Raw genomic sequence first — 26154 nt, forward strand, 5'->3', positions numbered from 1 at the left:
GTGGCGAATCTCCGATGGCTCGCGGGCGATACGTGACATGGTAGCGTCATCCACTCGTGAGTGCCTCCCGTGCCGAAAGTCCGTCTCGCGGGGATAGGTTTGTCCGCGCAACTCTGGCATGATTTCTCGATGTTCCGCCCGCTCCCGCTCGCCATCGGTCTGCGCTATACGCGCGCCAAGCGGCGTAATCACTTCATCTCCTTCATTTCGGTCGTCTCGATCCTCGGCCTGGTGCTGGGCGTGATGGCGCTGATCACCGTGCTCTCGGTGATGAATGGCTTCGAGCGGGAGCTGCGTGATCGTATTCTGGGCATGGCGTCGCACGCGACCATCCAGGATGTGAATGGTGGCTTGCGCAACTGGGAATCACTGAAGGAACAGGTCGAGACCCTCGACGAGCGGGTGCTGGCGGCCGCGCCGTACGTGCAGGGCGAGGCGATGCTGAGCGCGACCGGCAACATCTCGGGCGCGATGATTCGCGGCGTCGAGCCGGAGGCCGAGGAGCGCGTGGCGCGGATTGGCGAGCATATGACACAGGGCCGGCTCGGTCAGCTTGAACCGGGCGCCTACCGCATCGTGCTGGGCCGCGAGCTGGCAACGGAGCTGCGCGTGCGGGTGGGCGATTCGCTGATCCTCATGGCCCCGCAGGCCTCGGTGTCTCCGGCGGGTGTGATGCCGCGTATGCGCCGATTCGAGGTGGCGGGGATCTTCGAGGTCGGGATGTACGAGTACGACCGCGGGACGGCATTCATTCACCTGGAGGATGCCCAGGCGGTATTCCAGACCGGCGAGAACGTGACCGGGCTGCGACTGCGCCTGACGGACATGATGCGGGCGGGTGTGATTTCGAGAGAGGTGGCCAGCCAGCTGGACGGGCTGTTCCGGGTCTCCGACTGGACACGACAGCACGCAAACCTGTTCCGCGCGATCCAGATCGAGAAAATGGTGATGTTCATCATCCTGTCCCTCATTGTCGCGGTGGCGGCGTTCAATATCGTTTCCACCCTGATCATGCTGGTCACCGACAAACAGGGGGACATCGCAATCCTGCGAACACTTGGGTTGTCCCCCTCGGGAGTCATGCTTGTGTTTGTGGTGCAGGGGGTGGTGATCGGTGCCATTGGCATTCTGCTGGGATCCGTGGCCGGGGTGGCCCTGGCGCTGAATATCGACGTCGTGGTGCCCTTTATAGAGCGCGCGATGGGGATCGAGTTTCTGGCCGCAGATGTCTACTATATCAGTGACTTGCCATCTGAACTGAAAGCATCCGATGTCTTTCGTGTAGGCGGAATTGCGTTCTTGCTGACCGTCGTGGCGACGCTGTTTCCGGCCTGGCGCGCGGCACGCACCCAGCCAGCGGAGGCTCTGCGCCATGACTGACGCGAACGTTCCGGTGCTGGAGGCGGTGGGCCTGGAGCGGCGCTTTCGCGACGGCAAGCTGGATGTGGCGGTGCTGCAGGGGGTCGATTTCCGGCTGGAGCCGGGCGACCAGGCCGCGATCATCGGCGCCTCCGGCTCTGGCAAGAGTACGCTGCTGCACCTGCTCGGTGGGCTCGATCGTCCTACTGCGGGCGAGGTTCGGCTACTGGGGCAGGAGTGGTCCCGCATGGGCGAGGCGAGGCGCGGCCGCATGCGCAACCAGCATCTGGGGTTCGTCTACCAGTTCCACCACCTGTTGCCCGAGTTGACGGCCGTCGAGAACGTGGCTCTGCCTCTGTTAATCCGGGGGATATCCAGCCGCCGCGCCCGGCAGGAGGCGGAGCACTGGCTGACACAGGTGGATCTTGGTCACCGTGGCCCGCACAAACCGGCGGAATTGTCGGGCGGCGAGCGGCAGCGTGTCGCGATCGCGCGGGCACTGGTGACGCGCCCGTCCGCGATCCTGGCGGACGAACCCACAGGGAACCTGGATCAGGAGCGAGCCCAGCATGTGTTCGCGCTGTTGCGGGAAATGAACCGGTCCACCGGTACCGCGCTGGCGCTGGTCACGCATGATATTACGCTGGCGCGCGAGCTGGACCGGTCGGTCCAGCTGGTGAAGGGACACCTTGAGCGCGAGCACTTCCACGGCCAGCTGGTAGACAACGGATCCGCCCGGTCCTGGAACGCTGAGTAACCGCTTGCTGGCTTGCGATCGGTCGTTACCCAGGGTTGTCTATCGGTTCGGATCGTCTTCTTCTGACTTTTCCCTTTCCCGCTCCTGACGCAACCGCCGCAGTGCGCGCCGGGTGCGCAGGCGTTGCACGACGTTGACCCGCCACAGCACGCGCACCAGCAGATAGCCAGACAGACTGGCCAGGGTCGCGAACAGCAGGCTGCCGAGCAGTAGCGGCTGCCAGATGGTCAGCAGTTCGGTACTGAACCATTCCCAGCTCCAGTCGAGATGGACGTCGCGAGGCGGTTCTCGCAGCAGCTTGCGACCGACCGTATAGGCCATATACAACATGGGGGGCATGGTGATCGGGTTGGAGATCCAGACCAGGATCACCGAGATGGGCAGGTTGACGCGCACAATCAGCGCGACGATTGCGGCGACCAGCATCTGCATGGGAATTGGCAGGAAGGTCACGAACAGCCCAACGGCAAACGCACCAGCCACGGAGCGGCGGTTCAGATGCCACAGATCCGGAGACCGCAGGCGCGGCCCGAGCGGGGAAAGTGCGCGATGGCCGCGCACGCCCTCCATGCCGGGAAACAGCCTTCTGATGATGTGCTTTGCCATGTCTCTGGGTGCCTGTGGGACTCTCGCCAGCCCAATCCTGAGCGTGCATCCTACCTGCTGGGACTGACGGCTGGGGAGAGGATTCCTGTGCTCCCCGGATGGTATCGCGTGCCATGATGGCCGCAGTACTGGCTCTGATCGCGGGGATATGGTTTTTTCACCAACCCCCTTTGGTGCCTGCCGCTCTCGTGGGCCCGTTCACGGTGGTTCTGCCCCTGGCCGGGGTGCTGGCTACGCTTGCCTGGCTCTGGGCTGCCCGACGAGGTTCTCCATTCACATGGTTGCCGGCTGCCCTGCTGGGCTTGCTTGCGGGTGCGTGGCTGGCGCCCCCATACGCGGCGGACTGGTCGGACAAGGTTGTCGGTCCCGAGTGGTCGGGAAAAGATGTGTCGGTTCGGGCACAAGTGGTCAATTTGCCGGAGCACGGGGAGCGGCGCAGTCGCTTCCGTGTTCGCGTGTCGGAAACCGATCAGACAGCCTCCGGGCTGGCACTGGATGGACGCGAACTTCGGGTTAGTACCTTTCCGGCCCGACCGGCGATAGAGGCGGGTGACCGACTGCAACTGGGTCTGCGACTGCGTGGTGTGGAAGGGCCGCGTAACCCCGGGGGTTTCGATGTGGCGGGCTGGTTCTATCGCGAGGGGGTGCACGGGAGCGCTGTTGCCCGCTCGGTGACACCATTGGCAGGCGTGCAGGAAGAGACGAGTGGCCGCGTAATCATGCACCGCCTGCGGGCTGAAATGCGGGATCGACTCGAGCGGGCGGCGCCCGATTTACGGCATCCGGGACTGGTGCAGGCCCTGGTTATCGGCCATCGCCAGGCCATGACCGAGAACGAGTGGCAGGCATTTCTCCACACCGGAACCAATCACCTGATGGCCATCTCGGGTCTGCACGTGGCCCTGGTCGCAGGGTTCGCAGGGGGTGTGGCCGGGTGGTTGTGGTCCGGGTTGGCACCGCTGCGACGGGTGCGGCGGTGGCTGTTCATGAGCGTCGCCGGTCTCCTGGCCGCCGCCGGCTATGCCATGCTGGCGGGGTTCAGCATCCCGACCCAGAGGGCCCTGTTGATGCTGGTCGCGCTCACCCTGGCGCTGCTTTCCCGCCGCGAGGGTGTCGCATGGCGAGCGCTGGCACTGGCTGCCGCCATGGTTCTGATCGTGCATCCGCCAAGCGTGCTGGCCCCGGGCTTCTGGTTCTCGTTCGGCGCGGTCGCCGTGATTCTGCTGTTGTTGCAGGGGCGGATCGGGGCGACCGGATGGCGTGAAGGATTGCGTATCCAGGTCGTTCTGGCGGTGGCGATGCTGCCGCTTAGTCTGGCCTGGTTTCAGCTGGGATCCTGGATCGCACCCGTGGCGAACCTGGTGGCGGTGCCCATGGTGACGCTGCTGATTCTCCCCTTGCTGTTGATCGGGGCCTTGCTCGCCGGGTGGTGGCCGGCCGGCGGGGGGCTGTTCCTGGGTGTGGGAGACGGCCTGCTGGCGCTGCTTGTAGTGACGCTCGAGGCGCTGGCCGGGATCCCCTTGCTGGTCGATCAGCGTCATGTGCCGGTGGCCGCGGCCCTGCTGGGTGCTGTGGCGGTGCTGCTGGCCCTGCAACCGCTAGCGCGGCGATTGATGCCGTGGGTCGCTGTGGCAGCAGTCGCGCTGGTGGCACCCTTGCGCCCGGATCTCGCAGCCGGGCAGTGGCGTGTTCAGGTGCTGGACGTGGGGGCCGGGCAGGCCACCATCGTGCAGACCCGAGGGCGCGCGTTGCTGATCGACGCGGGACCGGGGCGAGAGGGCGGTTTCAGTGCTGGCGACCGTGTTGTGGTGCCCGCCCTGCGCGCGAATGGCATCCGTTCGCTGGACGCCCTGTTGGTGACGCACGAGAACGCGGGGCATGCGGGGGGCGTAGTAGCCGTGCGCGAGCAAATGCCCGTGGAGCGCACGCTGCGGCGCAGTCCTGCGAAAAACAGCGCCGATGATCCATGCGTAAAGGGGGAACAGTGGACCTGGGACGGCGTGCGCTTCGAGGTGCTCCATCCACCATCGGGGTGGAATGACGACTCTTCCGCGTCCTGCGTGCTCCGGGTGGAGGGCGAGGGTGCCACCTTATTGGTCATGGGTGGGCTGGATGGCCTGGGCGAGGCCGTGATGCGTCGGGAGAACCCGGGGTTTGCGGTCGATCTGCTGGTGGCCCCGAGGACATCGAACCCGCGCGCGCTACAGGGAGACTGGCTGGAGCAGTTCCCGCCCGGTCAGGTCTGGGCCGCGACCACCGAGAGCGGGGCCGGATTGCCGGCCGAGGTACGGGGGCGCTTGGAGCAGCGGGGCATCCAGTTGTTCGAGACGGGGCGGAGCGGGGCGCTGTCGGCGACAAGCACGAAACTCGATCAGGTACCCGCCATGGGGCAGGCACGTACGCGATTCTGGCATCCAATATCCTCCAAGCCCGAGCAGGACATCGGTGAATCACGGCGGCACTGATAGAATAGAGGAATGACAGACTACAACTCGGACACGATCCGCCCGATTCGGTTCGAAGACGGCAACCTCTATCTGCTGGACCAGCGTCTGCTGCCGCGCGAGACCGTGCGCCAGTGCTATACGGATGCGGGCGAAGTGGCCACCGCGATACGCGAAATGGTCGTGCGCGGTGCGCCCGCCATCGGTATCACGGCGGCTTTCGGGGTGGTGCTCGCCTGCCAGAAGGCTCGCGGGCGGGATGACTGGCGCGAACGCGTGGCTGCCGACATGGAGCGCCTGCGTGCCTCGCGGCCCACGGCGGTGAATCTGTTCTGGGCGCTGGACCGCATGGCCCGGGAGGTCGATGCCGCGACGGATGTCGAGATGGCCATCGACGCGACCACCGCCGCGGCCCGACAGATGCTGGACGAAGACATCGCGGGGAATCGCCGCATGGGGCGTCATGGCGCCGCCTTGATCGAGCCGGGGCGGGCGGTGCTCACGCACTGCAATACGGGCTCGCTGGCCACCGGGGGTTATGGCACGGCCCTGGGGGTGATCCGCGCGGCCTGGGACGACGGACGGATCACCGAGGTATTTGCCGACGAGACGCGCCCGTGGCTGCAGGGCAGCCGCCTGACGGCCTGGGAGCTCGTGCGCGACGGCGTCCCTGTGCAGCTGTTGTGCGAAGGGGCGGCGGCCAGTCTGCTGCGCTCCGGGCGCGTGGGCTGGGTGGTTGTCGGTTCCGACCGTATCGCCGCCAATGGCGACGTGGCCAACAAGATCGGTACCTATGGGCTGGCCCTGCTGGCACGTGCGCATGGCGTTCGTTTTATGGTGGCCGCTCCGTTGTCGACGATCGATTTCGACATGCCCGACGGGGAGGGCATTCCGATCGAACAGCGTGCCGAGGATGAGGTCCTGGCACTTGCGGGGGTGCGCGTCGCCGCCGCTGGCGCACGTGCTTACAACCCGGCGTTCGACGTTACGCCGGCGCATCTGGTCGACGCGATCGTGACCGAGCATGGCGTGGTCGAGTGCCCGGACCGGGACAAGCTGGAGGCCCTGCGCCAGGGTGTGGCGATGCAGGACGCCGTTCTGACGGGCTGACGAGCCAGAATCACCCCGTTTCACACGGGCGCACCTCTGCTGAGAGCCACAGAGGGGCGATTTCAGGCCCATTTGCTAGGTCCCAGTGGTTACCCCTGTGGTATGATCGCGAGCTTGTTCAGACGGACGGCGTAACTCTCGATGGCTGAATTTGCCAAGGAAATCTTCCCGGTCAATCTCGAAGACGAGATGCAGCAGTCCTACCTCGATTACGCCATGAGCGTAATCGTGGGCCGGGCCCTCCCCGATGTCCGTGACGGTCTCAAGCCGGTCCATCGCCGCGTGCTCTACGCGATGCGCGAGCTGGGCAACGACTACAACAAGCCGTACAAGAAGTCGGCGCGCGTGGTCGGTGACGTGATCGGTAAGTATCACCCGCATGGTGACTCCGCCGTCTACGACGCCATCGTGCGCATGGCACAGCCGTTCTCGATGCGCTACATGCTGGCCGACGGGCAGGGCAACTTCGGCTCCATTGACGGTGATTCCCCGGCGGCCATGCGTTACACCGAGGTGCGCATGGCGCGCATCGCGGCCGAGCTGCTGGCCGACATCGACAAGGAAACGGTCGACTTCATCGATAACTACGACGGCTCCGAACAGGAGCCGGCGGTCCTCCCGAGCAAGTTTCCCAACCTGCTGGTCAACGGCTCGGCCGGGATCGCGGTCGGGATGGCGACCAACATCCCGCCGCACAACCTGGGCGAGGTGATTAACGCCTGCGTGGCGCTGATCGATGACCCGGACATCTCCATCGATGGCCTGATGGAGCACGTACCAGGCCCGGACTTCCCGACGGCGGGGATCATCAACGGCGTGGAAGGCGTGCGCGAGGCCTATCGCACCGGCCGCGGTCGAGTGTTGATCCGGGCGCGGTCGCATGTCGAGCCGCTGGAAGGCGGCCAGCGCGAGGCGATTGTTGTCACCGAACTCCCGTACCAGGTGAACAAGGCCCGGCTGACCGAGAAGATCGCCGAGCTGGTCAAGGAAAAGCGCATCGATGGCATCTCGGAGCTGCGCGACGAGTCGGACAAGGACGGCATGCGCCTGGTCATCGAGCTCAAGCGCGGCGAGATGGCCGAGGTGGTACTGAACCACCTGTACATGCATACGCAGATGCAGAATGTCTTCGGCATCAACATCGTCGCGCTGGTCGACGGCCAGCCCAAGGTGCTGGATCTGCGTCAGGTGCTGGAGGCCTTCCTGCGGCATCGCCGTGAGGTGGTCACCCGCCGCACCATCTTCGATTTGCGCAAGGCGCGCGAGCGCGCCCATATCCTGGAAGGCCTCGCGATCGCGCTGGCGAACATCGACTCGGTCATCGAACTGATCCGTGCGGCCCCCAATCCGGCCGAGGCCAAGGCCGGCCTGTTGGCACGCAGCTGGCCGCTGGGAGTGGTCAGCGACATGCTGGACCGGGCCGGTGCCAGCGCCTCGCGGCCGGAAGACCTGGCGCCGGAATACGGCGTGGGCGACGACGGCTACCGCCTGTCCGAAGCCCAGGCCCAGGCGATCCTGGACCTGCGCCTGCACCGCCTGACCGGGCTGGAGCAGGACAAGATCCTCGACGAATACCGCGAGCTGTTGGACCTGATCGACGACCTGCTCGACATCCTGGGCTCGGGCAACCGGCTGCAGCAGGAGATCCGCAACGAACTGTTGGGCGTGGCCGAACAGTTCGGTGACGAACGCCGCAGCGAGATCCGCGAGCGCCAGGCCAACCTGACCCTGGAAGACCTGATCGGCGAGGAAGACGTCGTGGTGACGCTTTCCCACGCCGGCTATGTGAAGTACCAGCCAGTGGCCGACTACCGCGCGCAGCGCCGAGGCGGTCGCGGCAAGGCGGCCGCCAGCTTCAAGGAAGAGGACTTTGTCGACCGGTTGCTGGTGGCGAACACACATGACACGGTGCTGTGCTTCTCCAGCCGCGGGCGCGTCTATTGGCTGAAGGTCTACGAGTTGCCGCAGGGCTCGCGGGCCTCGCGAGGCAAGCCGATCGTCAATCTGTTGCCGCTGGAATCCGACGAACGAATCAATGCGATCCTGCCGGTGCGCGAGTACGACCCGGATCATTACGTGTTCATGGTCACGGCGCGCGGCACGGTCAAGAAGACACCGCTGACGGACTTCTCGCGCCGGCGCTCCACCGGGATTATCGCGGTGGATCTGCGCGACGACGACTACCTGGTGGACGTCTCGCTCACCGATGGCCAGATGGACGTGATGCTGGTCACTACGGCGGGCAAGGCGGTGCGCTTCTCGGAGAACGACGTGCGGCCGATGGGGCGTACCGCCTGTGGCGTGCGCGGCGTGCGCATGGAACCGGAGCATCGCGTCATTGCGCTGCTGAATGTCGCCGAGGGTGCGGCCCTGCTGGCGACCGAGAACGGCTACGGTAAACGGACCCGCTTCGACGAATTCCCGGTCCACCGTCGGGGTGGCCAGGGCGTAATCGGGATCCAGACCGAGGGACGCAACGGACCGCTGGTCGGGGCCGCGCGGGTACTGGAAGACGACGAGGCGATGCTGATCACCACGGGCGGGACCCTGGTGCGTACGCCGGTGGACCAGATCCCGTTGATCGGGCGCAACACTCAGGGCGTGCGGCTGATCCGTCTGGACGAGGGCGAGCGCCTGGTGGAACTGGCCCGGGTGGAGCAGCTACAGGGCGAGGACGAAGATCTGGATGACGCGGGGGCGGAGAATGCCCCGGAACCTACTCAGAACACGACGGACAACGGAGATCCGGAATGAGCCGAGTGCATAACTTCAGTGCGGGGCCGGCAGCCCTGCCGCAGGCCGTCCTGGAACGGGCGCGCGACGAACTGATCGATTTCCATGGCGCGGGCATGTCCGTGATGGAGATGAGCCATCGCGGCAAGCCGTTCATGGAGGTCGCCGAGAAGGCCGAGCAGGACCTGCGCAAGCTGATGAACATTCCGGATAATTACAGCGTGCTGTTTCTGCAGGGCGGAGCGACCGGCCAGTTCGCGGCGATCCCGATGAACCTGCAGCCGGGCGGCAAGCCGATGGACTACATCGACACCGGAGCCTGGTCGGGCAAGGCGATCAAGGAGGCCCAGAAGTTTGGTCCTGTGAATATCGTCGCCAGCTCGCAGGCCACTGGATATGCCTCGATCCCATCGCGCGAGAGCTGGAATCTCGACCCGAATGCGGCCTATGTGCATTACACGCCGAACGAAACCATCGGTGGCGTCGAGTTCCACGAGGTCCCGGATGTCGGCGGCGTACCGCTGGTGGCAGATATGTCCTCCACCATCCTCTCGCGTCCGATCGATGTGTCGAAGTTCGGCGTGATTTATGCCGGCGCGCAAAAGAACATCGGGCCCGCCGGGCTGACTGTGGTGATCGTTCGCAACGACCTGCTGGAGCAGGAATCGAATGCGAACCTTCCGGCAGTGGTCGACTGGGCCCTTCAGGCAAAGAACGACTCCATGTACAACACCCCGCCCACGTTCGGCTGGTACCTGGCGGGGCTGGTGTTCGAGTGGCTGCTGGAGCAGGGCGGACTGGAAAAGATGGCCGAGATCAACCAGCGCAAGGCCGAGAAGCTCTATCATTTCGTGGATAACTCGGCTTTTTATCGCAACCCGGTCGAGCCGGATGCGCGTTCGTGGATGAACGTGCCCTTCATCCTCGCGGATGACTCCCTGGACGGGACATTCCTGAACGAGGCCGATGCCGCCGGCCTGTCGTCGCTCAAGGGGCATCGTTCGGTGGGCGGTATGCGTGCAAGCATCTACAACGCGGTACCGGAAAGCGCCGTGGACACGCTGATCGAGTTCATGGCGGACTTCGAGAACCGCCACGCCTGAACCTCGCGCTGGATAATCGATCACGGAGGGCCCGGATGTATCGCATACAGACCTACAACAATATCGCCGTACGCGGGCTGGACCGCTTCCCACGGGACCGTTACGAGGTCGCCTCGGACATTAACCAGCCCGACGCGTTGATGCTGCGCTCGTTCAACCTGCACGACGTGGAAATCCCGGATTCCGTACTGGCCGTCGGGCGCGCGGGCAGCGGGGTGAACAACATCCCGGTGGCGGCTCTGTCCGATCGTGGCGTCGCCGTGTTCAATGCCCCCGGGGCCAATGCCAATGCCGTGAAGGAGCTGGTAATCGCCGGGTTGCTGCTGGGCGCTCGCAACCTGTTGCCGGCGGCGGGGTATGTGCAGGAGCTGGATCCAAGCAAGGACGACTTCATGGCCGCAGTCGAGCACGGCAAGAAGCGCTTCACCGGGTTCGAGCTTCCCGGGCGCAAGCTCGCCGTGCTTGGGCTGGGCGCCATCGGTGTGGGGGTAGCCAATGCCGCCAAGGCCCTGGGGATGGAAGTGGTGGGCTTCGACCCCAAGGTGACCGTCGAGAACGCCTGGCGCCTCGATTCGGATATCGAACGCGCGCGCTCCGTGGAGGCGGCACTGGAAGGCGCGGACGCGGTGACGGTGCATGTTCCGCTGACCGAGAACACCCGCCATATCGTCAATGCCAAGGGGCTGGCCGGTATGAACCCGGGTGCAATGGTCCTCAACCTGGCGCGCGAAGGCATCGTCGATGACGAGGCCGTGCGCGAGGGGCTGGATTCCGAGCGCTTGCATGCCTACATCACGGACTTTCCGGTGCCGAACATGCTGAATCACCCGCGGGTGATTACGCTGCCTCACCTCGGTGCCTCGACGACCGAGTCGGAGGAAAACTGCGCGATGATGATTGCCGACGAGCTGCGGGACTATCTCGAGAACGGCAACGTGGTGAATTCGGTGAACCTGCCGACCCTGGTACTCGACCGCAAGGGCGACACCCGGATCGCGGTCGTGAATCGGAATCTTCCAGATCGGGTGGCCCGGATTTCCCATGTACTGGGTGAATCCAATCTGAACATCCTGCACCTGATGAACGATTCTCGTGGGGATCTGGCGTATACCCTGCTGGATGTGGACGGGACGCCGGATCCTTCTACGCTGGATGCGTTGTTGCAGATTGATGGCGTGCTTCGCGCGCGGGTGTTGTAGATCGTGACGGACAAGGGGTCATCGCCGAAAGCCGTACCCGGGGCGGAAGACCTCGGTTCTCTGCGCGGCCGTATCGATGCACTGGACAGCCAGCTGCTTCAACTGCTCAGCGAACGAGCCCGCTGCGCTGAGGCCGTGGCGCAGGTCAAGCGCGAGGTCGAACGGCACCCGGTGTTCTACCGCCCGGAGCGCGAGGCCGAGATCCTGCGTCGCGTGCGCGATGAAAACCCCGGGCCATTGTCCGGCGAGGCGGTCGCGCGGCTGTTTCGCGAGATCATGTCGGAGTGCCTGGCGCTTGAGCATCCACTGACGGTTGCCTATCTGGGTCCGGAAGGGACATTTACCCACCTGGCGACGCGCAAGCATTTCGGGCACGCGGTAGAGACGAGCCCGCTGACCTCGATCGATCAGGTATTTGGGGCGGTCGAGGCAGGGCGGGCGCAGTTCGGCGTGGTGCCGATCGAGAACAGCTCCGAGGGCGTGGTCACGCACACCGTCGACTGTTTCCTGGATTCCCCGCTGCAGATTTGTGGTGAGGTCGTGACGCCGATCCATCATCATCTGCTGGCACAGGCCGAGGACCTTGGCCAGATTCGCCGCGTCCGCGCGCATGCCCAGGCACTGGCGCAGTGCCGACAATGGCTGGATACCCACCTGCCGCATGCGGAGCGCGAGGCGGTTTCGTCCAACGCGCGGGCCGCCGAGGTCGCGGCGAACGATCCTGACAGTGCAGCGATCGCCAGCCGCGTGGCCGCCGAGCACTATGGCGTGCCCCTGCGGGTTCAGCATGTCGAAGATCGTGCCGACAACACCACCCGCTTTCTGATCATCGGGACTGCGGCGACCGAGCCGAGCGGCGCGGACCGGACCTCGATCATGCTCAGTACGGCGAACCGGCCCGGTTCGTTGTATTCACTGCTCAAGCCGATTGCCGAAGCGGGCATCAGTCTGAGCCGGATCGAGTCGCGGCCCTCACGCTGCACTCAGTGGACCTATGTGTTTTTCCTGGATCTGGTGGGGCATCAGAAGGATCCGGCAATCCACGATTGTCTGGAACAGCTGCGACAGACCGCCGATACCGTCAAGGTGCTGGGGAGCTATCCTCAGGCCGCTACCTGAGGGGAACACTGACTCATGCACACGCTCGCGTTGATACCCCAGGTTTTCCGAGACAAGGCGCGGTGCGCAGCCGGTAGTGGTTCTACCGGCAAGCGGCGCAACGCAGGATCGGGGAACCTGGGGTACCAACCCCAAGGGGCTCGGCCGCCCGTTGTTATCAAAGACGGGCGCGGGAACGGCGTTGCGGTTCCTTTGTGCAGAATGACTGCACGGCAGTCACCGCGCCTTGTTCGCACGCAAAAGCGACTCGAGCGCGAGCGCGTGCATGAATCAGTGTTCCCCTAACCGAGACATTCCATGGCTTCACGCAACCCCGTGTCCGACCAGAACCCGGGTGGCTTTGATGCCGCCGCGCTTGCCGTGGATGGCGTTCGGGGCCTGACGCCCTACCAGCCGGGCAAGCCAATCGCGACGCTCGAGCGGGAGCTGGGCATCCAACAGGCGATCAAGATGGCCTCCAACGAAAATCCGCTGGGGCCCTCGCCCCAGGCGGTGGAGGCGGGACGCGCGGCGATGTGCGAGGCGCATATCTATCCCGACGGGGCAGGTTTTGAACTGAAGGCCGCGCTGGCAGCCCGGCATGGTGTCGAACCGGACGCCATAACCCTTGGCAATGGGTCCAACGAGATTCTGGAACTGATTGCGCGGGCGTGGCTGGCGCCCGGTCGGACCTCGGTTTTTTCGGCTCATGCCTTTGCGGTCTACCCGCTGGTTACCCAGGCAGTGGGGGCCGAGGCACGGGTGGTTGAGGCACTGCCTGCGACCGACCTCGAACAGCCCTATGGGCACGATCTAGCGGCGATGCAGAAAGCCGTGGATGACACCGTGCGGGTGGTGTTCGTGGCCAATCCGAACAACCCGACCGGGACCTGGGTCGGGCGTGCGGCGCTCGAGGCCTTTGTGGCAGCGATGCCGGCCACCACACTCGTGGTAATCGACGAGGCGTATGCGGAGTATGTCGAGCAGGAAGACTATCCCGACACCACCCAGTGGGTCGCGCGCTACCCGAATCTCATCGTGACCCGCACGTTCTCCAAGATTCAGGGCCTTGCCGGCCTGCGCCTGGGGTATTCCATCAGTTCGGCCGCGGTCGCGGAGCTGCTCAATCGCGTGCGCCAGCCGTTCAATGTGAATGCCGTCGCCCAGGCCGCGGGCCTCGCCGCGCTGGGGGACTCGGCCCATATCGAGCGTTCGGTGCGGGTGAATCGCGAGGGCCTGGCGCAGCTGGACGAGGGCCTGCGTGAGCGGGGGCTGCGCGCGATCCCGTCGGTGGGCAACTTCATCACCTTCGACACCGGACGTGATGCGGGGCCGGTGTACGAGGCGCTGCAACGCGAAGGTGTGATCACTCGTCCCGTGGAGAACTATGGGCTGCCCGGGCATTTGCGGGTGACGGTCTCCACGGCCGACGACAACGAACGCTTCCTGCAGGCACTGGATCGGGCCCTGGCATGATCGAGCGCCTGGTCATCTTCGGAGTTGGCCTGATCGGTGGATCGCTCGCACTCGCCTTGCGCGAGGCGGGTGCGGTACGCGAGATCGTGGGCTGTTCGCGCAATGCGGACAACCTGCGCGAGGCCAAGCGCCTGGGCGTAATTGATCGCTGGACTACCTCGGTGGCGGAGGCCGCGGAAGGGGCAGATATCGGGGTACTGGCTGTGCCACTGGGGGCAATGGGCCCGCTGGCACGCGACCTGGCCGACTGCTGGCCGGACGACAGCCCATTGACGGACGTCGGTTCGAGCAAGCAGGCCGTGATCGACGCCGTGACCGAGGGCTTTGGCACCACGCCACGCCAGTTCGTGCCCGGCCACCCGATCGCCGGGACCGAGAAGAGCGGGGTGGCGGCGGCGTTCCCCAGTCTCTTTCGGGAGCGGCTGGTGATCCTGACTCCGGCGGATGCGACCAATCCGATGGCCAGCGATCGCGTTGCACAGATGTGGCAGGCGGCCGGTGCGCGGGTGGAATTCATGACACCCGCCCACCACGACCGGGTCCTCGCGGCTACGAGCCACCTGCCACATGTGCTGGCCTACACGCTGGTGGCGTCGCTCTCGGATATGAGCGAACGTGACGAGATCTTCCATTATGCGGCCGGCGGGTTTCGCGATTTCACGCGGATTGCCTCGTCGGACCCGGTCGTCTGGCGCGATATCTGTCTGGCCAACCGCGCGGCGATCCTCGAGGTCATCGAGCGCTATCAGGGTGACCTGGAACAACTGCGGGGGATGATCGAGTCCGCCGACGGGTCCGCGATCGAGGCGCGCTTTCGGCATGCAAAGGAAACCCGGGATCGCTTTTGCGACCCGGCGGATGCACAACTGGATACCTGAAACATGAAGACCTTTACCGTACAGCCGGGGGGCTCGCTCTCCGGTGTTGTCCGTGTGCCGGGCGACAAGTCGATTTCGCACCGCTCGATCATGCTGGGCGCGCTGGCCGAGGGCGAAACCCGCGTCAGCGGTTTTCTCGAAGGGGCCGACTGCCTGGCGACACTGGAGGCCTTTCGCGCGATGGGTGTGTCGATCGAGCGCAAGGGTCCCGGCGAGGTCGTGATCCAGGGGCAGGGACTGCAGGGTCTTAAGGCGCCGGATCGCCCGCTGGACATGGGCAACTCCGGGACCGCTATGCGGCTGCTCTGCGGGGTGCTTGCGGGACAGTCGTTTGATAGCGAACTGACGGGCGATGCATCCCTGACGCGTCGCCCGATGCGCCGGGTCACCGAGCCCCTGGCCCGCATGGGTGCGCAGATCGAGACCAGCGAGGCGGGTACCCCGCCTCTTCGCATTCATGGCGGGGCGCAGCTGCGGGGCACCGATCACGTGCTGCAGGTGGCCAGTGCACAGGTCAAGTCCGCGATCCTGCTCGCGGGGCTATGGGCAGAAGGGAAAACCTGTGTGACCGAGCCCGCTCCCACCCGGGACCACACCGAGCGCATGCTGAATGGTTTCGGGTGCGTCGTGACCCGGGATGGCCCAAAGGCGTGCGTTACCGGGGGTGGGCGTTTGCAAGCCGGTTTGGTCGATGTCCCGGCGGACATCTCCTCGGCCGCGTTCTTTCTGGTCGGGGCCAGCATCGCGGAGGGCTCGCAGATGCGCCTGGAACATGTGGGTATCAATCCGACCCGAACGGGCGTGATCGACATCCTGCGCTTGATGGGTGCGGATATCCGCGTGGAGAACGAGCGTGAAGCCGGCGGCGAGCCGGTGGCTGATATCGAGGTGTACGCCACGCGCCTCAAGGGGATCGACATCCCGACCGAGCTGGTGCCGCTGGCGATCGACGAGTTTCCGGCCATCTTTGTGGCGGCCGCCTGTGCCGAGGGCGAGACGGTCCTGACCGGCGCGGAAGAGCTGCGGGTCAAGGAGAGCGACCGGATCCAGGTAATGGCCGATGGTCTTCAGGCGCTGGGCGTGCAATGCACGGTGCAGCCGGACGGGATTCGTATCCATGGCGGCGACGGCTTCTCGGGCGGGGAGGTGGACAGCCATGGCGACCATCGCATTGCAATGTCCTTCGCAATGGCCGGCCTGCGGGCCCGCGCACCAATACGCATCCGCGACTGTGCAAACGTCGCCACGTCGTTCCCCGGGTTCGTGGATCTCGCCCGTGCCGCCGGCTTGTCGCTGGAGGCCGCATGACGGCGGCAGTTCCGGTACTCGCCATTGACGGTCCCGGAGGCGCCGGCAAGGGGACCGTGTGCATGCGTGTCGCGGCGGCAATGGGATGGCATCTGCTCGATAGCGGCGCGCTGTATCGGCTACTCGGTCTCGCGGCGCGCCAGCACGGGGTCGAGCTGACCGATATTGCCGGCCTGGAACGCCTGGCCGCGTCCCTGGATGTCAGCTTCGACATCGACCGCGATGCCACTCGGGTGACAACCCTGCTGGAAGGCCAGCCGGTGGACGTGCTGCTGCGCACCGAACAGGCCGGCTCCGACGCCTCGCAGGTCGCCGCGCTGCCCGCGGTACGTGAAGCCCTGCTGGACCGCCAACGGGGTTTTGCGCAGGTCCCGGGGCTGGTCGCGGACGGGCGCGACATGGGCACCGTGGTGTTCCCGGATGCGGACCTCAAGATCTTCCTCACGGCCTCGTCGGAGGAGCGGGCGCGCAGGCGTTACATGCAGTTGAAGGAACAAGGACTTAGTGCTAATCTTTCCGCCCTTCAGGATGAGATGGAGGCGCGTGACCGCCGCGACCGCGAGCGTAGCGTCGCCCCCCTCAAGCCCGCCGAAGATGCCTGGGTGCTGGATACTACGGAACTCGACATCGTCAGCGTGGTGGAAATGATCCTGGAGCGCCTCCGGGACGTACTCCCGGAACAAAGCCCCCGAATCGAGGGATAGCCTCGAAGCGGGTACATTAACGTTCAAACCCTCTTGTAGGAAGTTTCTTCAAGAGTTTGTTTAATCACAGGTTTTTAAATCCATGAGTGAAAGTTTCGCGCAACTGCTCGAAGAGAGCATGGCCTACACCCAGATGCAGCCGGGTGCCATCCTCAGTGCCACCGTCATTGAGGTCACCCCGGATGTGGTCGTGGTCAATGCCGGCCTGAAGTCCGAGGGGGTCATCCCCACCGAGCAGTTCATGAACGACGAGGGCGAGCTCGAGGTCAAGGTCGGCGATGTCGTCGAAGTGGCCCTCGAGACCCCCGAAGACGGTTTCGGCGAGACGCGCATGTCGCGCGAGAAGGCCAAGCGGGCCAAGGCCTGGGATCGTCTTGAAGGTGCGATGGAAGAAGAGCAGTACGTCACCGGCAAGATCTCCGGCAAGGTCAAGGGCGGGTACACCGTCGAGCTGGGAGACATCCGTGCGTTCCTGCCCGGTTCACTCGTGGATGTACGTCCGGTGCGCGATACCGCGTACCTGGAAGGCAAGGAGCTGGAATTCAAGCTCATCAAGCTGGATCGCCGTCGCAATAACGTGGTTGTGTCGCGTCGCGCCGTGGTCGAGCAGGAGTACAGCGCCGAGCGCGAAGAGCTGCTGAAGAATCTGCAGGAAGGCGCGGTCGTGAAGGGTATCGTGAAGAACCTGACCGACTACGGTGCGTTCCTGGATCTGGGTGGCATCGACGGCCTGCTGCACATCACCGACATGGCCTGGAAGCGCGTGAAGCATCCGTCCGACGTGGTCGAGATCGGCCAGGAAGTCGAAGTCAAGGTGCTGAAGTTCGACCGCGAGCGCATGCGTGTGTCGCTGGGCCTCAAGCAGCTGGGCGAGGACCCGTGGGAGAACATCACCCGCCGTTATCCGACCGGCACCCGCATCTTTGGCAAGGTCACCAACATCACCGACTACGGCTGCTTCGTCGAAATCGAAGACGGTGTGGAAGGCCTGGTGCACGTGTCCGAGATGGACTGGACCAACAAGAACGTCAATCCGGGCAAGGTCGTGGCCATCGGCGACGAGGTCGAGGTGATGATCCTGGACCTGGACGAAGAGCGCCGCCGCATCTCGCTGGGCATGAAGCAATGCCAGTCGAACCCGTGGGACGACTTCGCCGCCAACCACAACCGTGGCGAGAAGGTCCGCGGCCAGATCAAGTCGATCACCGATTTCGGTGTGTTTGTCGGCCTGGACGGTGGCATCGACGGCCTGATCCATCTGTCCGACCTGTCCTGGCACGAGGCCGGTGAAGAAGCGATCCGCAACTTCAAAAAGGGCGACGAGGTCGAGGCCGTGGTGCTGTCGGTGGATCCGGAGCGCGAGCGTATCTCCCTGGGTCTGAAGCAGCTGGACCGCGATCCGTTCTCCAACTTCGTGGCCGAGCACACCAAGGGCAGCATCGTGAAGGGCACGGTCAAGGAAGTGGACGCCAAGGCCGCCGTGATCGAGCTGGCCGACGGAATCGACGGCATCCTGCGTGCGGCCGACATCTCCCAGGACCGTGTGGAAGATGCGCGTACCGTGCTGAACGTTGGCGAAGAGGTCGAGGCCAAGTTCATGGGTGTGGACAAGAAGACCCGTGCGATCAGCCTGTCGATCAAGGCGAAGGACCGCGCCGAAGAGGCGGAGATGGTCTCCGACTACTCCAACAGCGGCGGCGCGACGACCTCCCTGGGTGATCTGCTTAAGGAACAGATGGGCAAAAACGACTAATTCGGTCACAATAAAGTCCACGGTATCCCTGTGGATGCCGTGGACTGTTTTTTTTTCCGCCTGTAGCGGGCTCCTCCTTACCTGTCTGTGACGAGCGTGAGATGACCAAATCGGAATTGATCGAAAGCCTCGCCCAGAAATCGCCTCACCTGCCCGCTCGGGATGTAGAGATGTGCGTGAAGGCGTTGCTGGAGCGCATGAGTCAGGCCCTGGCGCACGGCCAGCGAGTCGAGATTCGTGGTTTCGGCAGTTTTTCCCTGCATTTCCGTCCCCCGCGGTTGGGAAGAAACCCCAAGACCGGAGAAGGGGTCGCATTGCCGGGCAAGCACGTCCCGCACTTCAAGCCCGGCAAGGAATTGCGAGAACGGGTCAACACTCCCGCGCTCGTCGACGAGTAGTCGGGATGTCCGATCGAAGGCGCCAGCAGGTCCGGAACGCAGTCGCGTTTGCCTTGCTGATCATGATCTCGTCGGCGATCGGTATTCTTGTAGTGTTCAATGAGGGGCAGGTGACCCTCAGCCTGCCGTGGATGGACGTACAGGCACCTTTGGTAGTCCTGCTGGGTATATCCGCGCTCGTAGGCGTGGTGGTTGCCGCGTCGATCCTGCTACTCCGCATTCGTCGACTGAACCAGAAGATCGCGGATCTGCGTGCAGAGAATCGCGCACTGAAGACCGAGGTCGAGCAGATGCGTACGGCCCCGATGCGGGACTTCTACTAAGGGGCCCTGAGCAAGGTGCAGGCCCGCGATGGAGAGCATCCTGTGCGCGGAAAAGGCACGGAGGGTGTCTTTCGGACCTGCTACATGAGCCCGGTACCTTGCGGTGGTCGGGCCGAATCGTATAGCCCTCAGCGCGTGCCTGCTTCGTCGACCCCATTGCCTTCTGGTGCACTAGCCGGAAGGCTGCATCTGCGTTGGTCGGCATCTCTGGGAGTACCCCGTGATCAATGATTGGTTCTGGTTGCTGTTGCCCGTGGCCGCTGCGAGCGGCTGGTGGGTGGCGCGCCGTATCCACCCTGAAGACCAGGAGGACCAGGAACCCTCCCTTCATCGCTACCTGGAAGGTGTCCGGTATCTACTCGACGACCGGACGGATGATGCGCTGCAGGCGTTCATCGAAATGGTGGAGGTCGATCACGAAACCTTTGAAACGCATGTGATTCTCGGCCGATTGTTTCGACGCCGGGGTGAAGTGGATCGAGCCATACGGATTCATCAGAATCTGGTGGCACGCCCCTCGTTGAAGGACGAGCAACGTGCGCAGGCGCTGTGTGAACTGGGGCAGGATTTCCTGCTTGCCGGTGTGCTGGATCGGGCCGAAGCCGTTTTCCGCGAACTCGCGGACTCACCGCATCAGGCGGTAAGGGCTTTGAAGGGCCTGCAACACGTGTATGAGACCCAGCGGGAATGGGAGCGTGCGATCGAGGTGGGGACGCGGCTGAAATCGCTTGATGTGCCAAACGAACACCTGCTGATCGCGCACTATCATTGCGAGTTGGCCACCATTGCGCTGGAACGTGGCGATCGAACGGTTGCGGCCGAGCGTGCCGCACAGGCGGAGGAGCTCGTTCGCGGTCTGTCGCGGGCCCTGCTGATTCAGTCCGAGATCGCTGAGCGGGAAGAGCGCATTCCTGATGCGATCGCCTACGGGCGTGAGGCTGTCGCACGTACCCCACAGCTTGCTCCACTAGTGGTGCCGCGGCTCGAACGGCTGCACCAGGCTCTGCCGGGCGAAAACCGTCTGGGTCAGTTGGAGCAGACACTGGAGGATCTGGCGAACAGCCGTGGCATCACGGTCGCCCGCATCGCGCTGATGCGCCTGTACCGACGTACGGGGCGACTGGACGCCGCGCTCTCAGAGCTCGGAATGATCCTGTCCCAGCGCCCGGTGCCGACTTCGGGCTTGCTCGAGGCCGTACGGTGGATGAAGATTCTCCCTGCGGTGCAGGACTACAACGTAGAGTTCGCCGCGTTCGAAAAGGCGCTATCCGATCAGCTGGGCAGTCAGCACCTGTATCAGTGCACGAACTGCGGCTATCAGGGTCGCGCCCACGTCTGGCAATGTCCCAGCTGTCGCCGCTGGGATACCCTGCGGGGGCTGGATTTTGAACTCGACGCCAGCACCGAGGAAGCCGAAGATGCGCTGGTCCGGGAAGGGACACGCTGATACCCACACAAGCAGGAACATTCATGCCAACAGTCGATCACTCGCCAGCGCCTCGCCTGATTGTTGCACTCGACTTTGCCGATGCCGACAGCGCCGTCGCACTCGCGCAGCGCCTCGATCCGTCGCTGTGCGCACTGAAAGTCGGATTCGAGCTGTTCGTCGTGGCCGGCCCCGATCTGCTGGGCAGGCTTCACGACCTCGGCTTCCGCGTTTTCCTGGACCTCAAGTTTCACGACATCCCCAATACGGTTGCCGCGGCTTGCCGCGCGGCGGCCCGTACCGGCGTGTGGCTGGTGAATGTGCACGCCAGCGGTGGCTTGCAAATGATGCAGGCCGCCCACGAGGCAGTCCGCGAGGTCAATGATCACACCGCCGTTCTGGCCGTTACCGTCCTGACCTCCAGCGATGCGCAGACACTGCGCGAGACCGGGTTACAGCGAAACCCGGAGGCGCAGGTCCGCCTGCTGGGCAATCTGGCCATCGCCCAGGCCGGGCTCGAGGGGCTCGTATGCTCGGCCCAGGAGGCGAGTATGTTGCGCGAGGAACTGGGCTCGGGGCCGATGCTGGTGACCCCCGGCATTCGACTCCCGGATGCCACAGGGGACGACCAGCGCAGGGTGATGACGCCCGAAAGTGCCCTCAAGGCCGGGGCCAGTGCCATTGTAGTGGGGCGACCCATCACCCGCGCAGCAGATCCGGCCGTGGCTGCGACCGAATTCGCACATCGCCTGGAGAGGGTTTTCGAGAGCCACTGATCCCGTTAGGATGGCCTTGGCGCAAGGGTTGCGCCGGTCATTACTCAACATGGAGCAGTTACTATGAAGAATGCGATCTACTGTGTGAAATGCTGGTTCTTTGCCGCCCTGTGCGTGCTGCCGCTGGCGCTGGTCACCGCTTCGGGGGGGCAGGCGCCGGTGGATGTGAACTCGGCGACGGCGGAGGAACTCGCGACGCTGGACAACATTGGCCAGGTCAAGGCCGAGGCGATTGTCGAACATCGTGAAGCTCATGGTCCGTTTGCCTCGGTTCAGGCGCTCACGGAGGTGTCCGGCATCGGCGAGCGCACGGTGGAGATGAATCTCGAACGCATCGAGATCGAGTAGCCCGATCGCGGGCGGCGGGCAGCACGCCCGTCGCCTTTTCCGCCTGGAGCCAGGATGAACCCGAATATTCCGCCGATCCGTACCGCCGTCTTTCCTGTAGCGGGCATGGGCACCCGCTTTCTGCCGGCCACCAAGGCCAACCCCAAAGAGATGCTCCCGATCGTGGACAAGCCGCTGATCCAGTATGCAGCGGAGGAGGCCGTGCGGGCTGGTATCGAGACGCTGGTGTTCGTGACCGGGCGTAACAAGCGTTCCATTCCCGACCATTTCGACAAGGCCTACGAGCTTGAAACGGAGCTTGAGGAACGCGGCAAGACCGAGATGCTGCAGCAAGTGCGCGACATCGTGCCGCCCAATGTCACCTGCGTGTACGTGCGTCAGGCGGAAGCGCTTGGGCTGGGCCATGCGGTGGCGTGTGCACGCCCGGTGGTGCGCAACGAGCCCTTCGCGGTGATCCTGGCGGACGACCTGATCGAGGAAGAGCAGGGTGGCGCCACCAAACAGATGGTTGATGCCTTTGCCGAGCATGGCTGCAGTGTGCTGGGCGTGGAAGAGGTTCCCGCGGACCGTACCCATCAATACGGCATCATCGATCCGGTGGAAACGGGTCCTCGTACCTGGGATGTGCGGGGGATCGTGGAGAAGCCCGAGCCGGCCGACGCGCCTTCCAGTGTCGCGGTCGTGGGCCGCTATATCTTGACGCCGCGTATCTTCGAACTGCTGGCCGAGCAGGAGCCCGGGGCGGGTGGCGAGATCCAGTTGACCGACGCAATCGCGAAATTGCTTCAGGAAGAACGCGTAACAGCCTTGAATTTCGCCGGTCGTCGATTCGACTGTGGGAGCAAGCTGGGCTATCTGGAGGCCACAGTGGAGTTCGCGCTGATGCATCCGGAGCTCAAGGATGACTTTGCCGCCTATCTGAAATCCCGCGCCAGCGCCTCCTGAAGGCTCACCACCAGAACCTTCGCTGGCGTGGACGGATCGGGAGTCTGCCGCGCCAGTACTGAATGGCGAGAAATCCGAACGCCATACCGCCCAGATGTGCGAAGTGTGCGATCCCCGCGAGGGTGCCGGATATCCCCAGGTAGAGCTCCAGCGCGCCATAGGCAATGACGAAGTACTTCGCCTTGATCGGGATGGGCAGGAAGAACAGATAGAGCCGCTGGTTGGGAAACATCATTCCGAACGCCAGCAAGACCCCGAACACCCCCCCGGAGGCCCCAACGGTGGGGTAGACCATGCCATTATCGCCGTAGGCGGTGACCACGAGCTGTACGAGCCCCGCACCGATTACGCAGATCAGGAAGTACAACGCGAAGGTGCGAGATCCCCAGGCGTTCTCGATCTGCACCCCCAGCATCCAGACGGCGAACATGTTCACCGACAGGTGGACCAGGCCACCGTGCAGAAAGCCGTAGGTCAAGAGCTGCCAGAGCTGGAAATCCGGGACACGCAGCCACTGGCCGTCCTGGTGGATCATCGACGGCGTGCCGATGGGCCACAGGGCGAAATGGGTCATCAGCCATTCACCCAGCCAGGGCAAGGCGAGGAAAAGCGCGACGTTGGTGATCAGCAAAAAGCCAATCACCGGCGGCATCATGCTGAAGTCGGGGTGGCGAGGGTCCGGGTGCGTCATCGGGGCCGGGGTTAGCGGAAGTCGTCGGTGACCGCGCCGCGACTGGCGGACCCGACTTGCCGGCTGTATTTCCCGAGGACACCTCGATCGAATCGCGGTGGGGGTGCCTGCCAGGCGCTGCGTCGCCGGGCCAGTTCGTCTTCCGGTATTTCGAGCGCCAGGCGATTGCAGCCGGCATCGACCTCGATGGTGTCGCCCTCGCGCACCAGGGCAATGGGCCCACCTTGCGCCGCCTCGGGCGCTACATGCCCGACGACGAGGCCGTACGTTCCTCCGGAGAAGCGACCGTCGGTGATCAGCGCAACCGAGTCGCCAAGGCCCGCACCGATGATTGCCGCCGTTGGCGCGAGCATCTCGCGCATTCCGGGGCCCCCGCGTGGGCCTTCATGGCGCACTACGATCACGTCGCCCGACTGAATCCTGCCTGACAGGATTGCGTCGAGGCATTCCTCTTCGGATTCGAATACCCGTGCCGGTCCCCGGATCGAGGTGGACTTGAGCCCGGTGATCTTGGCCACGCTGCCTTCCGGGGCCAGGTTGCCCTTCAGGATCGCCAAGTGTCCTTGCGGGTAAAGGGGCGCATCCAGCGTGCGGATAATGCTCTGGTCCGGAAGGGGCGCATCGGGTGTATCCGCCAGAACCTCGCGCAGGGTCTGGCCGGTAATGGTCAGACAGTCGCCGTGCAGCAAACCGCCGTTCAGGAGGATTTTCATGACCTGGGGGGTCCCGCCGACGGCATGAAATTCGGTTGTCACATGGCGGCCGGACGGTTTCAGGTCGCACAGGACGGGCGTTTGGCGGCGAATGCGCTCCACATCGTCCAGGCTCAACGACACGTTGGCACAGTGCGCAATGGCCAGCAGATGAAGCACGGCATTGGTCGAACCGCCCACGGCCATGACCACGGCCAGGGCATTTTCGAAAGCCTCGCGGGTCAGGATGTGCCGGGGCTTGCGGTCGGCGTGGATCGCCTCCAGCAGGACTTCGGCCGAACGGGCGGCGGACTCGGCTTTTTCCGGATCCTCCGCGGCCTGCGTCGATGAGCCGGGCAGGCTCATGCCCATCGCTTCGAAGGCGCTGGACATGGTGTTGGCGGTGAACATGCCGCCACAGGAGCCTGCGCCCGGACAGGCATTGCGTTCCACGCCGGCCAGATCCTCATCGGACAGCTTCCCGGCGCCATGTTGGCCCACCGCCTCGAATGCACTGACGATCGTAAGGTCCTGCCCCTTGTAGTGGCCTGGCTTGATCGTGCCCCCGTAGACGAAGATCGCGGGCACATTGAGCCGGGCGATGGCCATCATGGCACCGGGCATGTTCTTGTCGCAGCCGCCGGTGGCCAATAGCCCGTCCAGGCTCTGCCCGTTGACGACCGTCTCGATGGCATCGGCAATCACCTCGCGCGACACCAGTGAGTACTTCATGCCGGGCGTGCCCATCGAAATGCCGTCGGAGATGGTGATGGTGCCGAAGGTCTGCGGCATGCCACCAGCCTTGCGAACGGCGTTTTCCGCACGCTCGGCGAGGGCCCCGATCCCGATATTGCAGGGCGTGATGGTGCTGTGGGCGTTTGCGATGCCGATGATCGGGCGGCGAAAGTCTTCGTCGCGGAAGCCTACCGCACGCAGCATGGCGCGGTTGGGGGTGCGGCGTGGGCCTTCCGTGACGACGCGGCTGCGGCGGTTGTCCTGGGTCATCGTTTGTCCTGGTCCTGTGGTTCGGCCGGAGAAGGGTGGACTCAGTGGGTGCGCGAATTGCTCCCCCGGCAATAGCGCCCGTTGAGGAAATGATCGAAATACCGGCCGAGGGCCGGATGGTCGATCTGCTGACCGGAGGTGTCCGCCTCCAGGTGCCGTTCGGCGACATACGTACTGTGGGAATAGCCGTCCACCAGCACGTGGTACCAGGGCTGATCCTTGGGTGGCCGGCTTCTGGCCACTGTTTCATACCATTCGTCCGAGCCGGAAAAGACCGGATCAACCTCGACGATCACACCGCGGTAGCCGAACTTGCTATGGTGGACGAGCTCGCCCACGGTGAACTGTGTTCCCTGTGTCATCGCTGCCCCCTGGCGGCGGTTGTTACGTGAATCACTGTCTGTCAGAAAAGACCATCGCCCGGGTCTCACGTTCCGGCGCGTGGTCATGAACCCGCAAAGCGACCGTATACCATGTCCCGTGACGCCAGCATCCCTCACCCCGAATTCCACCGGGCCGTGCCCGAGAATGATGATCGCGAACGCAAAATCTGTTCTCACTGTGGCTTCGTGGATTACGAAAACCCGCGGATCGTGGTGGGCGTCGTCGCCACATGGGCGGAGCGGGTCCTGCTTTGCCGCCGGGCGATTGATCCCCGCAAGGGGCACTGGACGCTACCTGCAGGATACATGGAGCTTGGCGAGTCGACAGAGCAGGGCGCCGAGCGCGAGGCCTGGGAAGAAGCGCGCGCCAAATTGCGTATCGATCGCCTTCTAGCCGTCTACAGCCTGCCGCATATTGGACAGGTGCAGATGATCTATCGCGCCGAACTGCTCAGTGAGGATGTCTCGCCGGGACCCGAGTCCGAGGAGGTCGCGTTGTTCGACTTCAATGACCTGCCCGAAGAGCTGGCATTTCCGTCGGTATCCTGGGCCCTGCGGCACTACCAGCAAACGCGCCACCTGAATGAATTTGCGCCGATGAGCGCCCCGGAGTCTGCGAGCCCGCTGGGCGGATTGTAG

General features: G+C 64.4%; 24 protein-coding genes. 20 read left to right on the forward strand and 4 right to left on the reverse strand.

The features are described from left to right. The first annotated feature begins 129 nt into the window (after positions 1-129). Positions 130-1380 carry a lipoprotein-releasing ABC transporter permease subunit gene (locus F623_RS0106345; RefSeq protein WP_018861354.1) on the forward strand — a complete coding sequence of 417 codons (1251 nt, stop codon included), beginning with the start codon at positions 130-132 and terminating at the stop codon, positions 1378-1380. Next, complete coding sequence (locus F623_RS0106350; RefSeq protein WP_018861355.1) at positions 1373-2116, forward strand: ABC transporter ATP-binding protein; 744 nt, start codon at positions 1373-1375, stop codon at positions 2114-2116. Before F623_RS0106345 ends, F623_RS0106350 begins: the two co-directional genes overlap by 8 nt. A gap of 39 nt (positions 2117-2155) precedes the next feature. Here F623_RS0106350 and F623_RS0106355 read toward each other — a convergent pair whose 3' ends face one another. Further along, positions 2156-2722 carry a DUF2062 domain-containing protein gene (locus F623_RS0106355; RefSeq protein WP_018861356.1) on the reverse strand — a complete coding sequence of 189 codons (567 nt, stop codon included), beginning with the start codon at positions 2720-2722 and terminating at the stop codon, positions 2156-2158. Between the two features lie 113 nt (positions 2723-2835). Between F623_RS0106355 and F623_RS0106360 the strand changes: the two genes are divergently transcribed. From F623_RS0106360 to galU, 17 genes are all read left to right on the forward strand, one after another. After that, the gene (locus F623_RS0106360; RefSeq protein WP_081616581.1) at positions 2836-5187 is read left to right on the forward strand and encodes a DNA internalization-related competence protein ComEC/Rec2; all 2352 of its coding nucleotides are present in this window, start codon (positions 2836-2838) and stop codon (positions 5185-5187) included. Positions 5188-5199: 12 nt separating this feature from the next. Further along, a complete protein-coding gene (gene mtnA, locus F623_RS0106365) occupies positions 5200-6276 on the forward strand; it encodes an S-methyl-5-thioribose-1-phosphate isomerase (RefSeq protein ID WP_018861358.1) in 1077 nt (358 codons plus the stop codon). A gap of 141 nt (positions 6277-6417) precedes the next feature. Beyond that, a complete protein-coding gene (gene gyrA, locus F623_RS0106370) occupies positions 6418-9030 on the forward strand; it encodes a DNA gyrase subunit A (protein WP_018861359.1) in 2613 nt (870 codons plus the stop codon). Further along, the gene (gene serC / locus F623_RS0106375) at positions 9027-10112 is read left to right on the forward strand and encodes a 3-phosphoserine/phosphohydroxythreonine transaminase (protein WP_018861360.1); all 1086 of its coding nucleotides are present in this window, start codon (positions 9027-9029) and stop codon (positions 10110-10112) included. Before gyrA ends, serC begins: the two co-directional genes overlap by 4 nt. A gap of 35 nt (positions 10113-10147) precedes the next feature. Then, positions 10148-11311, forward strand: a complete 1164-nt coding sequence (locus F623_RS0106380) for a 3-phosphoglycerate dehydrogenase family protein (RefSeq protein ID WP_018861361.1) — start codon at positions 10148-10150, stop codon at positions 11309-11311. Positions 11312-11371: 60 nt separating this feature from the next. Continuing rightward, positions 11372-12430 (forward strand): prephenate dehydratase, encoded by a 1059-nt coding sequence (pheA, locus tag F623_RS0106385; RefSeq protein WP_026279351.1) that lies wholly within the window; start codon positions 11372-11374, stop codon positions 12428-12430. 297 nt (positions 12431-12727) lie between these two features. Beyond that, the gene (gene hisC / locus F623_RS0106390) at positions 12728-13885 is read left to right on the forward strand and encodes a histidinol-phosphate transaminase (RefSeq protein WP_018861364.1); all 1158 of its coding nucleotides are present in this window, start codon (positions 12728-12730) and stop codon (positions 13883-13885) included. Beyond that, positions 13882-14763 carry a prephenate dehydrogenase/arogenate dehydrogenase family protein gene (locus F623_RS0106395; protein WP_018861365.1) on the forward strand — a complete coding sequence of 294 codons (882 nt, stop codon included), beginning with the start codon at positions 13882-13884 and terminating at the stop codon, positions 14761-14763. Before hisC ends, F623_RS0106395 begins: the two co-directional genes overlap by 4 nt. A gap of 3 nt (positions 14764-14766) precedes the next feature. Next, on the forward strand, positions 14767-16071 hold the full coding sequence (aroA, locus tag F623_RS0106400; RefSeq protein WP_018861366.1) for a 3-phosphoshikimate 1-carboxyvinyltransferase: 1305 nt from the start codon (positions 14767-14769) through the stop codon (positions 16069-16071). After that, on the forward strand, positions 16068-16775 hold the full coding sequence (gene cmk / locus F623_RS0106405; protein ID WP_018868223.1) for a (d)CMP kinase: 708 nt from the start codon (positions 16068-16070) through the stop codon (positions 16773-16775). The genes aroA and cmk overlap by 4 nt, the downstream gene beginning before the upstream one ends. Positions 16776-16857: 82 nt before the next feature. Further along, positions 16858-18528, forward strand: coding sequence for a 30S ribosomal protein S1 (rpsA, locus tag F623_RS0106410; RefSeq protein ID WP_018868222.1), 1671 nt, complete (start codon positions 16858-16860; stop codon positions 18526-18528). A 101-nt stretch (positions 18529-18629) separates the two neighbouring features. Then, on the forward strand, positions 18630-18926 hold the full coding sequence (locus F623_RS0106415; protein WP_018861369.1) for an integration host factor subunit beta: 297 nt from the start codon (positions 18630-18632) through the stop codon (positions 18924-18926). 5 nt (positions 18927-18931) lie between these two features. Then, complete coding sequence (locus tag F623_RS0106420) at positions 18932-19249, forward strand: lipopolysaccharide assembly protein LapA domain-containing protein (protein WP_018861370.1); 318 nt, start codon at positions 18932-18934, stop codon at positions 19247-19249. A gap of 220 nt (positions 19250-19469) precedes the next feature. Continuing rightward, positions 19470-20696: a tetratricopeptide repeat protein gene (locus tag F623_RS0106425; RefSeq protein WP_018861371.1), complete on the forward strand. Its 1227-nt coding sequence runs from the start codon at positions 19470-19472 to the stop codon at positions 20694-20696. Between the two features lie 23 nt (positions 20697-20719). Then, entirely contained in the window at positions 20720-21451 is a 732-nt protein-coding gene (gene pyrF, locus F623_RS0106430) for an orotidine-5'-phosphate decarboxylase (RefSeq protein ID WP_018868221.1), read from the forward strand. 63 nt (positions 21452-21514) lie between these two features. Then, entirely contained in the window at positions 21515-21799 is a 285-nt protein-coding gene (locus F623_RS0106435) for a ComEA family DNA-binding protein (protein ID WP_018861373.1), read from the forward strand. Between the two features lie 54 nt (positions 21800-21853). Further along, complete coding sequence (galU, locus tag F623_RS0106440) at positions 21854-22744, forward strand: UTP--glucose-1-phosphate uridylyltransferase GalU (protein ID WP_018861374.1); 891 nt, start codon at positions 21854-21856, stop codon at positions 22742-22744. A 4-nt stretch (positions 22745-22748) separates the two neighbouring features. Here the strand turns inward: galU and F623_RS0106445 are convergent, their stop codons facing one another. From F623_RS0106445 to hspQ, 3 genes are read right to left on the reverse strand one after another with little or no spacing between them, the layout of a single operon-like run. After that, a complete protein-coding gene (locus tag F623_RS0106445; protein WP_018868220.1) occupies positions 22749-23435 on the reverse strand; it encodes a rhomboid family intramembrane serine protease in 687 nt (228 codons plus the stop codon). 11 nt (positions 23436-23446) lie between these two features. Continuing rightward, a complete protein-coding gene (gene ilvD, locus F623_RS0106450; RefSeq protein ID WP_018868219.1) occupies positions 23447-25132 on the reverse strand; it encodes a dihydroxy-acid dehydratase in 1686 nt (561 codons plus the stop codon). 41 nt (positions 25133-25173) lie between these two features. Further along, complete coding sequence (gene hspQ, locus F623_RS0106455) at positions 25174-25494, reverse strand: heat shock protein HspQ (RefSeq protein WP_018861377.1); 321 nt, start codon at positions 25492-25494, stop codon at positions 25174-25176. Between the two features lie 111 nt (positions 25495-25605). Here hspQ and F623_RS0106460 point away from each other — a divergent pair, with 111 nt between their 5' ends. Then, positions 25606-26154 carry an NUDIX domain-containing protein gene (locus F623_RS0106460; RefSeq protein ID WP_018861378.1) on the forward strand — a complete coding sequence of 183 codons (549 nt, stop codon included), beginning with the start codon at positions 25606-25608 and terminating at the stop codon, positions 26152-26154.

The sequence above is a fragment of the Thioalkalivibrio sp. ALD1 genome (genome assembly GCF_000381245.1).
GTDB lineage: Bacteria > Pseudomonadota > Gammaproteobacteria > Ectothiorhodospirales > Ectothiorhodospiraceae > Thioalkalivibrio.

Bases quoted from the DNA above. Each gene is read 5' to 3' on its own strand.
- F623_RS0106345 (WP_018861354.1), top strand. From the start codon at position 130: ATGTTCCGCCCGCTCCCGCTCGCCATCGGTCTGCGCTATACGCGCGCC.
- pyrF (WP_018868221.1), top strand. From the start codon at position 20,720: ATGCCAACAGTCGATCACTCGCCAGCGCCTCGCCTGATTGTTGCACTC.
- serC (WP_018861360.1), top strand. From the start codon at position 9,027: ATGAGCCGAGTGCATAACTTCAGTGCGGGGCCGGCAGCCCTGCCGCAG.
- F623_RS0106350 (WP_018861355.1), top strand. From the start codon at position 1,373: ATGACTGACGCGAACGTTCCGGTGCTGGAGGCGGTGGGCCTGGAGCGG.
- F623_RS0106445 (WP_018868220.1), bottom strand. From the start codon at position 23,435: ATGACGCACCCGGACCCTCGCCACCCCGACTTCAGCATGATGCCGCCG.
- F623_RS0106360 (WP_081616581.1), top strand. From the start codon at position 2,836: ATGATGGCCGCAGTACTGGCTCTGATCGCGGGGATATGGTTTTTTCAC.
- ilvD (WP_018868219.1), bottom strand. From the start codon at position 25,132: ATGACCCAGGACAACCGCCGCAGCCGCGTCGTCACGGAAGGCCCACGC.
- gyrA (WP_018861359.1), top strand. From the start codon at position 6,418: ATGGCTGAATTTGCCAAGGAAATCTTCCCGGTCAATCTCGAAGACGAG.
- cmk (WP_018868223.1), top strand. From the start codon at position 16,068: ATGACGGCGGCAGTTCCGGTACTCGCCATTGACGGTCCCGGAGGCGCC.
- F623_RS0106415 (WP_018861369.1), top strand. From the start codon at position 18,630: ATGACCAAATCGGAATTGATCGAAAGCCTCGCCCAGAAATCGCCTCAC.
- galU (WP_018861374.1), top strand. From the start codon at position 21,854: ATGAACCCGAATATTCCGCCGATCCGTACCGCCGTCTTTCCTGTAGCG.
- F623_RS0106435 (WP_018861373.1), top strand. From the start codon at position 21,515: ATGAAGAATGCGATCTACTGTGTGAAATGCTGGTTCTTTGCCGCCCTG.
- hspQ (WP_018861377.1), bottom strand. From the start codon at position 25,494: ATGACACAGGGAACACAGTTCACCGTGGGCGAGCTCGTCCACCATAGC.
- hisC (WP_018861364.1), top strand. From the start codon at position 12,728: ATGGCTTCACGCAACCCCGTGTCCGACCAGAACCCGGGTGGCTTTGAT.
- F623_RS0106460 (WP_018861378.1), top strand. From the start codon at position 25,606: ATGTCCCGTGACGCCAGCATCCCTCACCCCGAATTCCACCGGGCCGTG.
- F623_RS0106380 (WP_018861361.1), top strand. From the start codon at position 10,148: ATGTATCGCATACAGACCTACAACAATATCGCCGTACGCGGGCTGGAC.
- mtnA (WP_018861358.1), top strand. From the start codon at position 5,200: ATGACAGACTACAACTCGGACACGATCCGCCCGATTCGGTTCGAAGAC.
- rpsA (WP_018868222.1), top strand. From the start codon at position 16,858: ATGAGTGAAAGTTTCGCGCAACTGCTCGAAGAGAGCATGGCCTACACC.
- F623_RS0106395 (WP_018861365.1), top strand. From the start codon at position 13,882: ATGATCGAGCGCCTGGTCATCTTCGGAGTTGGCCTGATCGGTGGATCG.
- F623_RS0106420 (WP_018861370.1), top strand. From the start codon at position 18,932: ATGTCCGATCGAAGGCGCCAGCAGGTCCGGAACGCAGTCGCGTTTGCC.
- F623_RS0106355 (WP_018861356.1), bottom strand. From the start codon at position 2,722: ATGGCAAAGCACATCATCAGAAGGCTGTTTCCCGGCATGGAGGGCGTG.
- aroA (WP_018861366.1), top strand. From the start codon at position 14,767: ATGAAGACCTTTACCGTACAGCCGGGGGGCTCGCTCTCCGGTGTTGTC.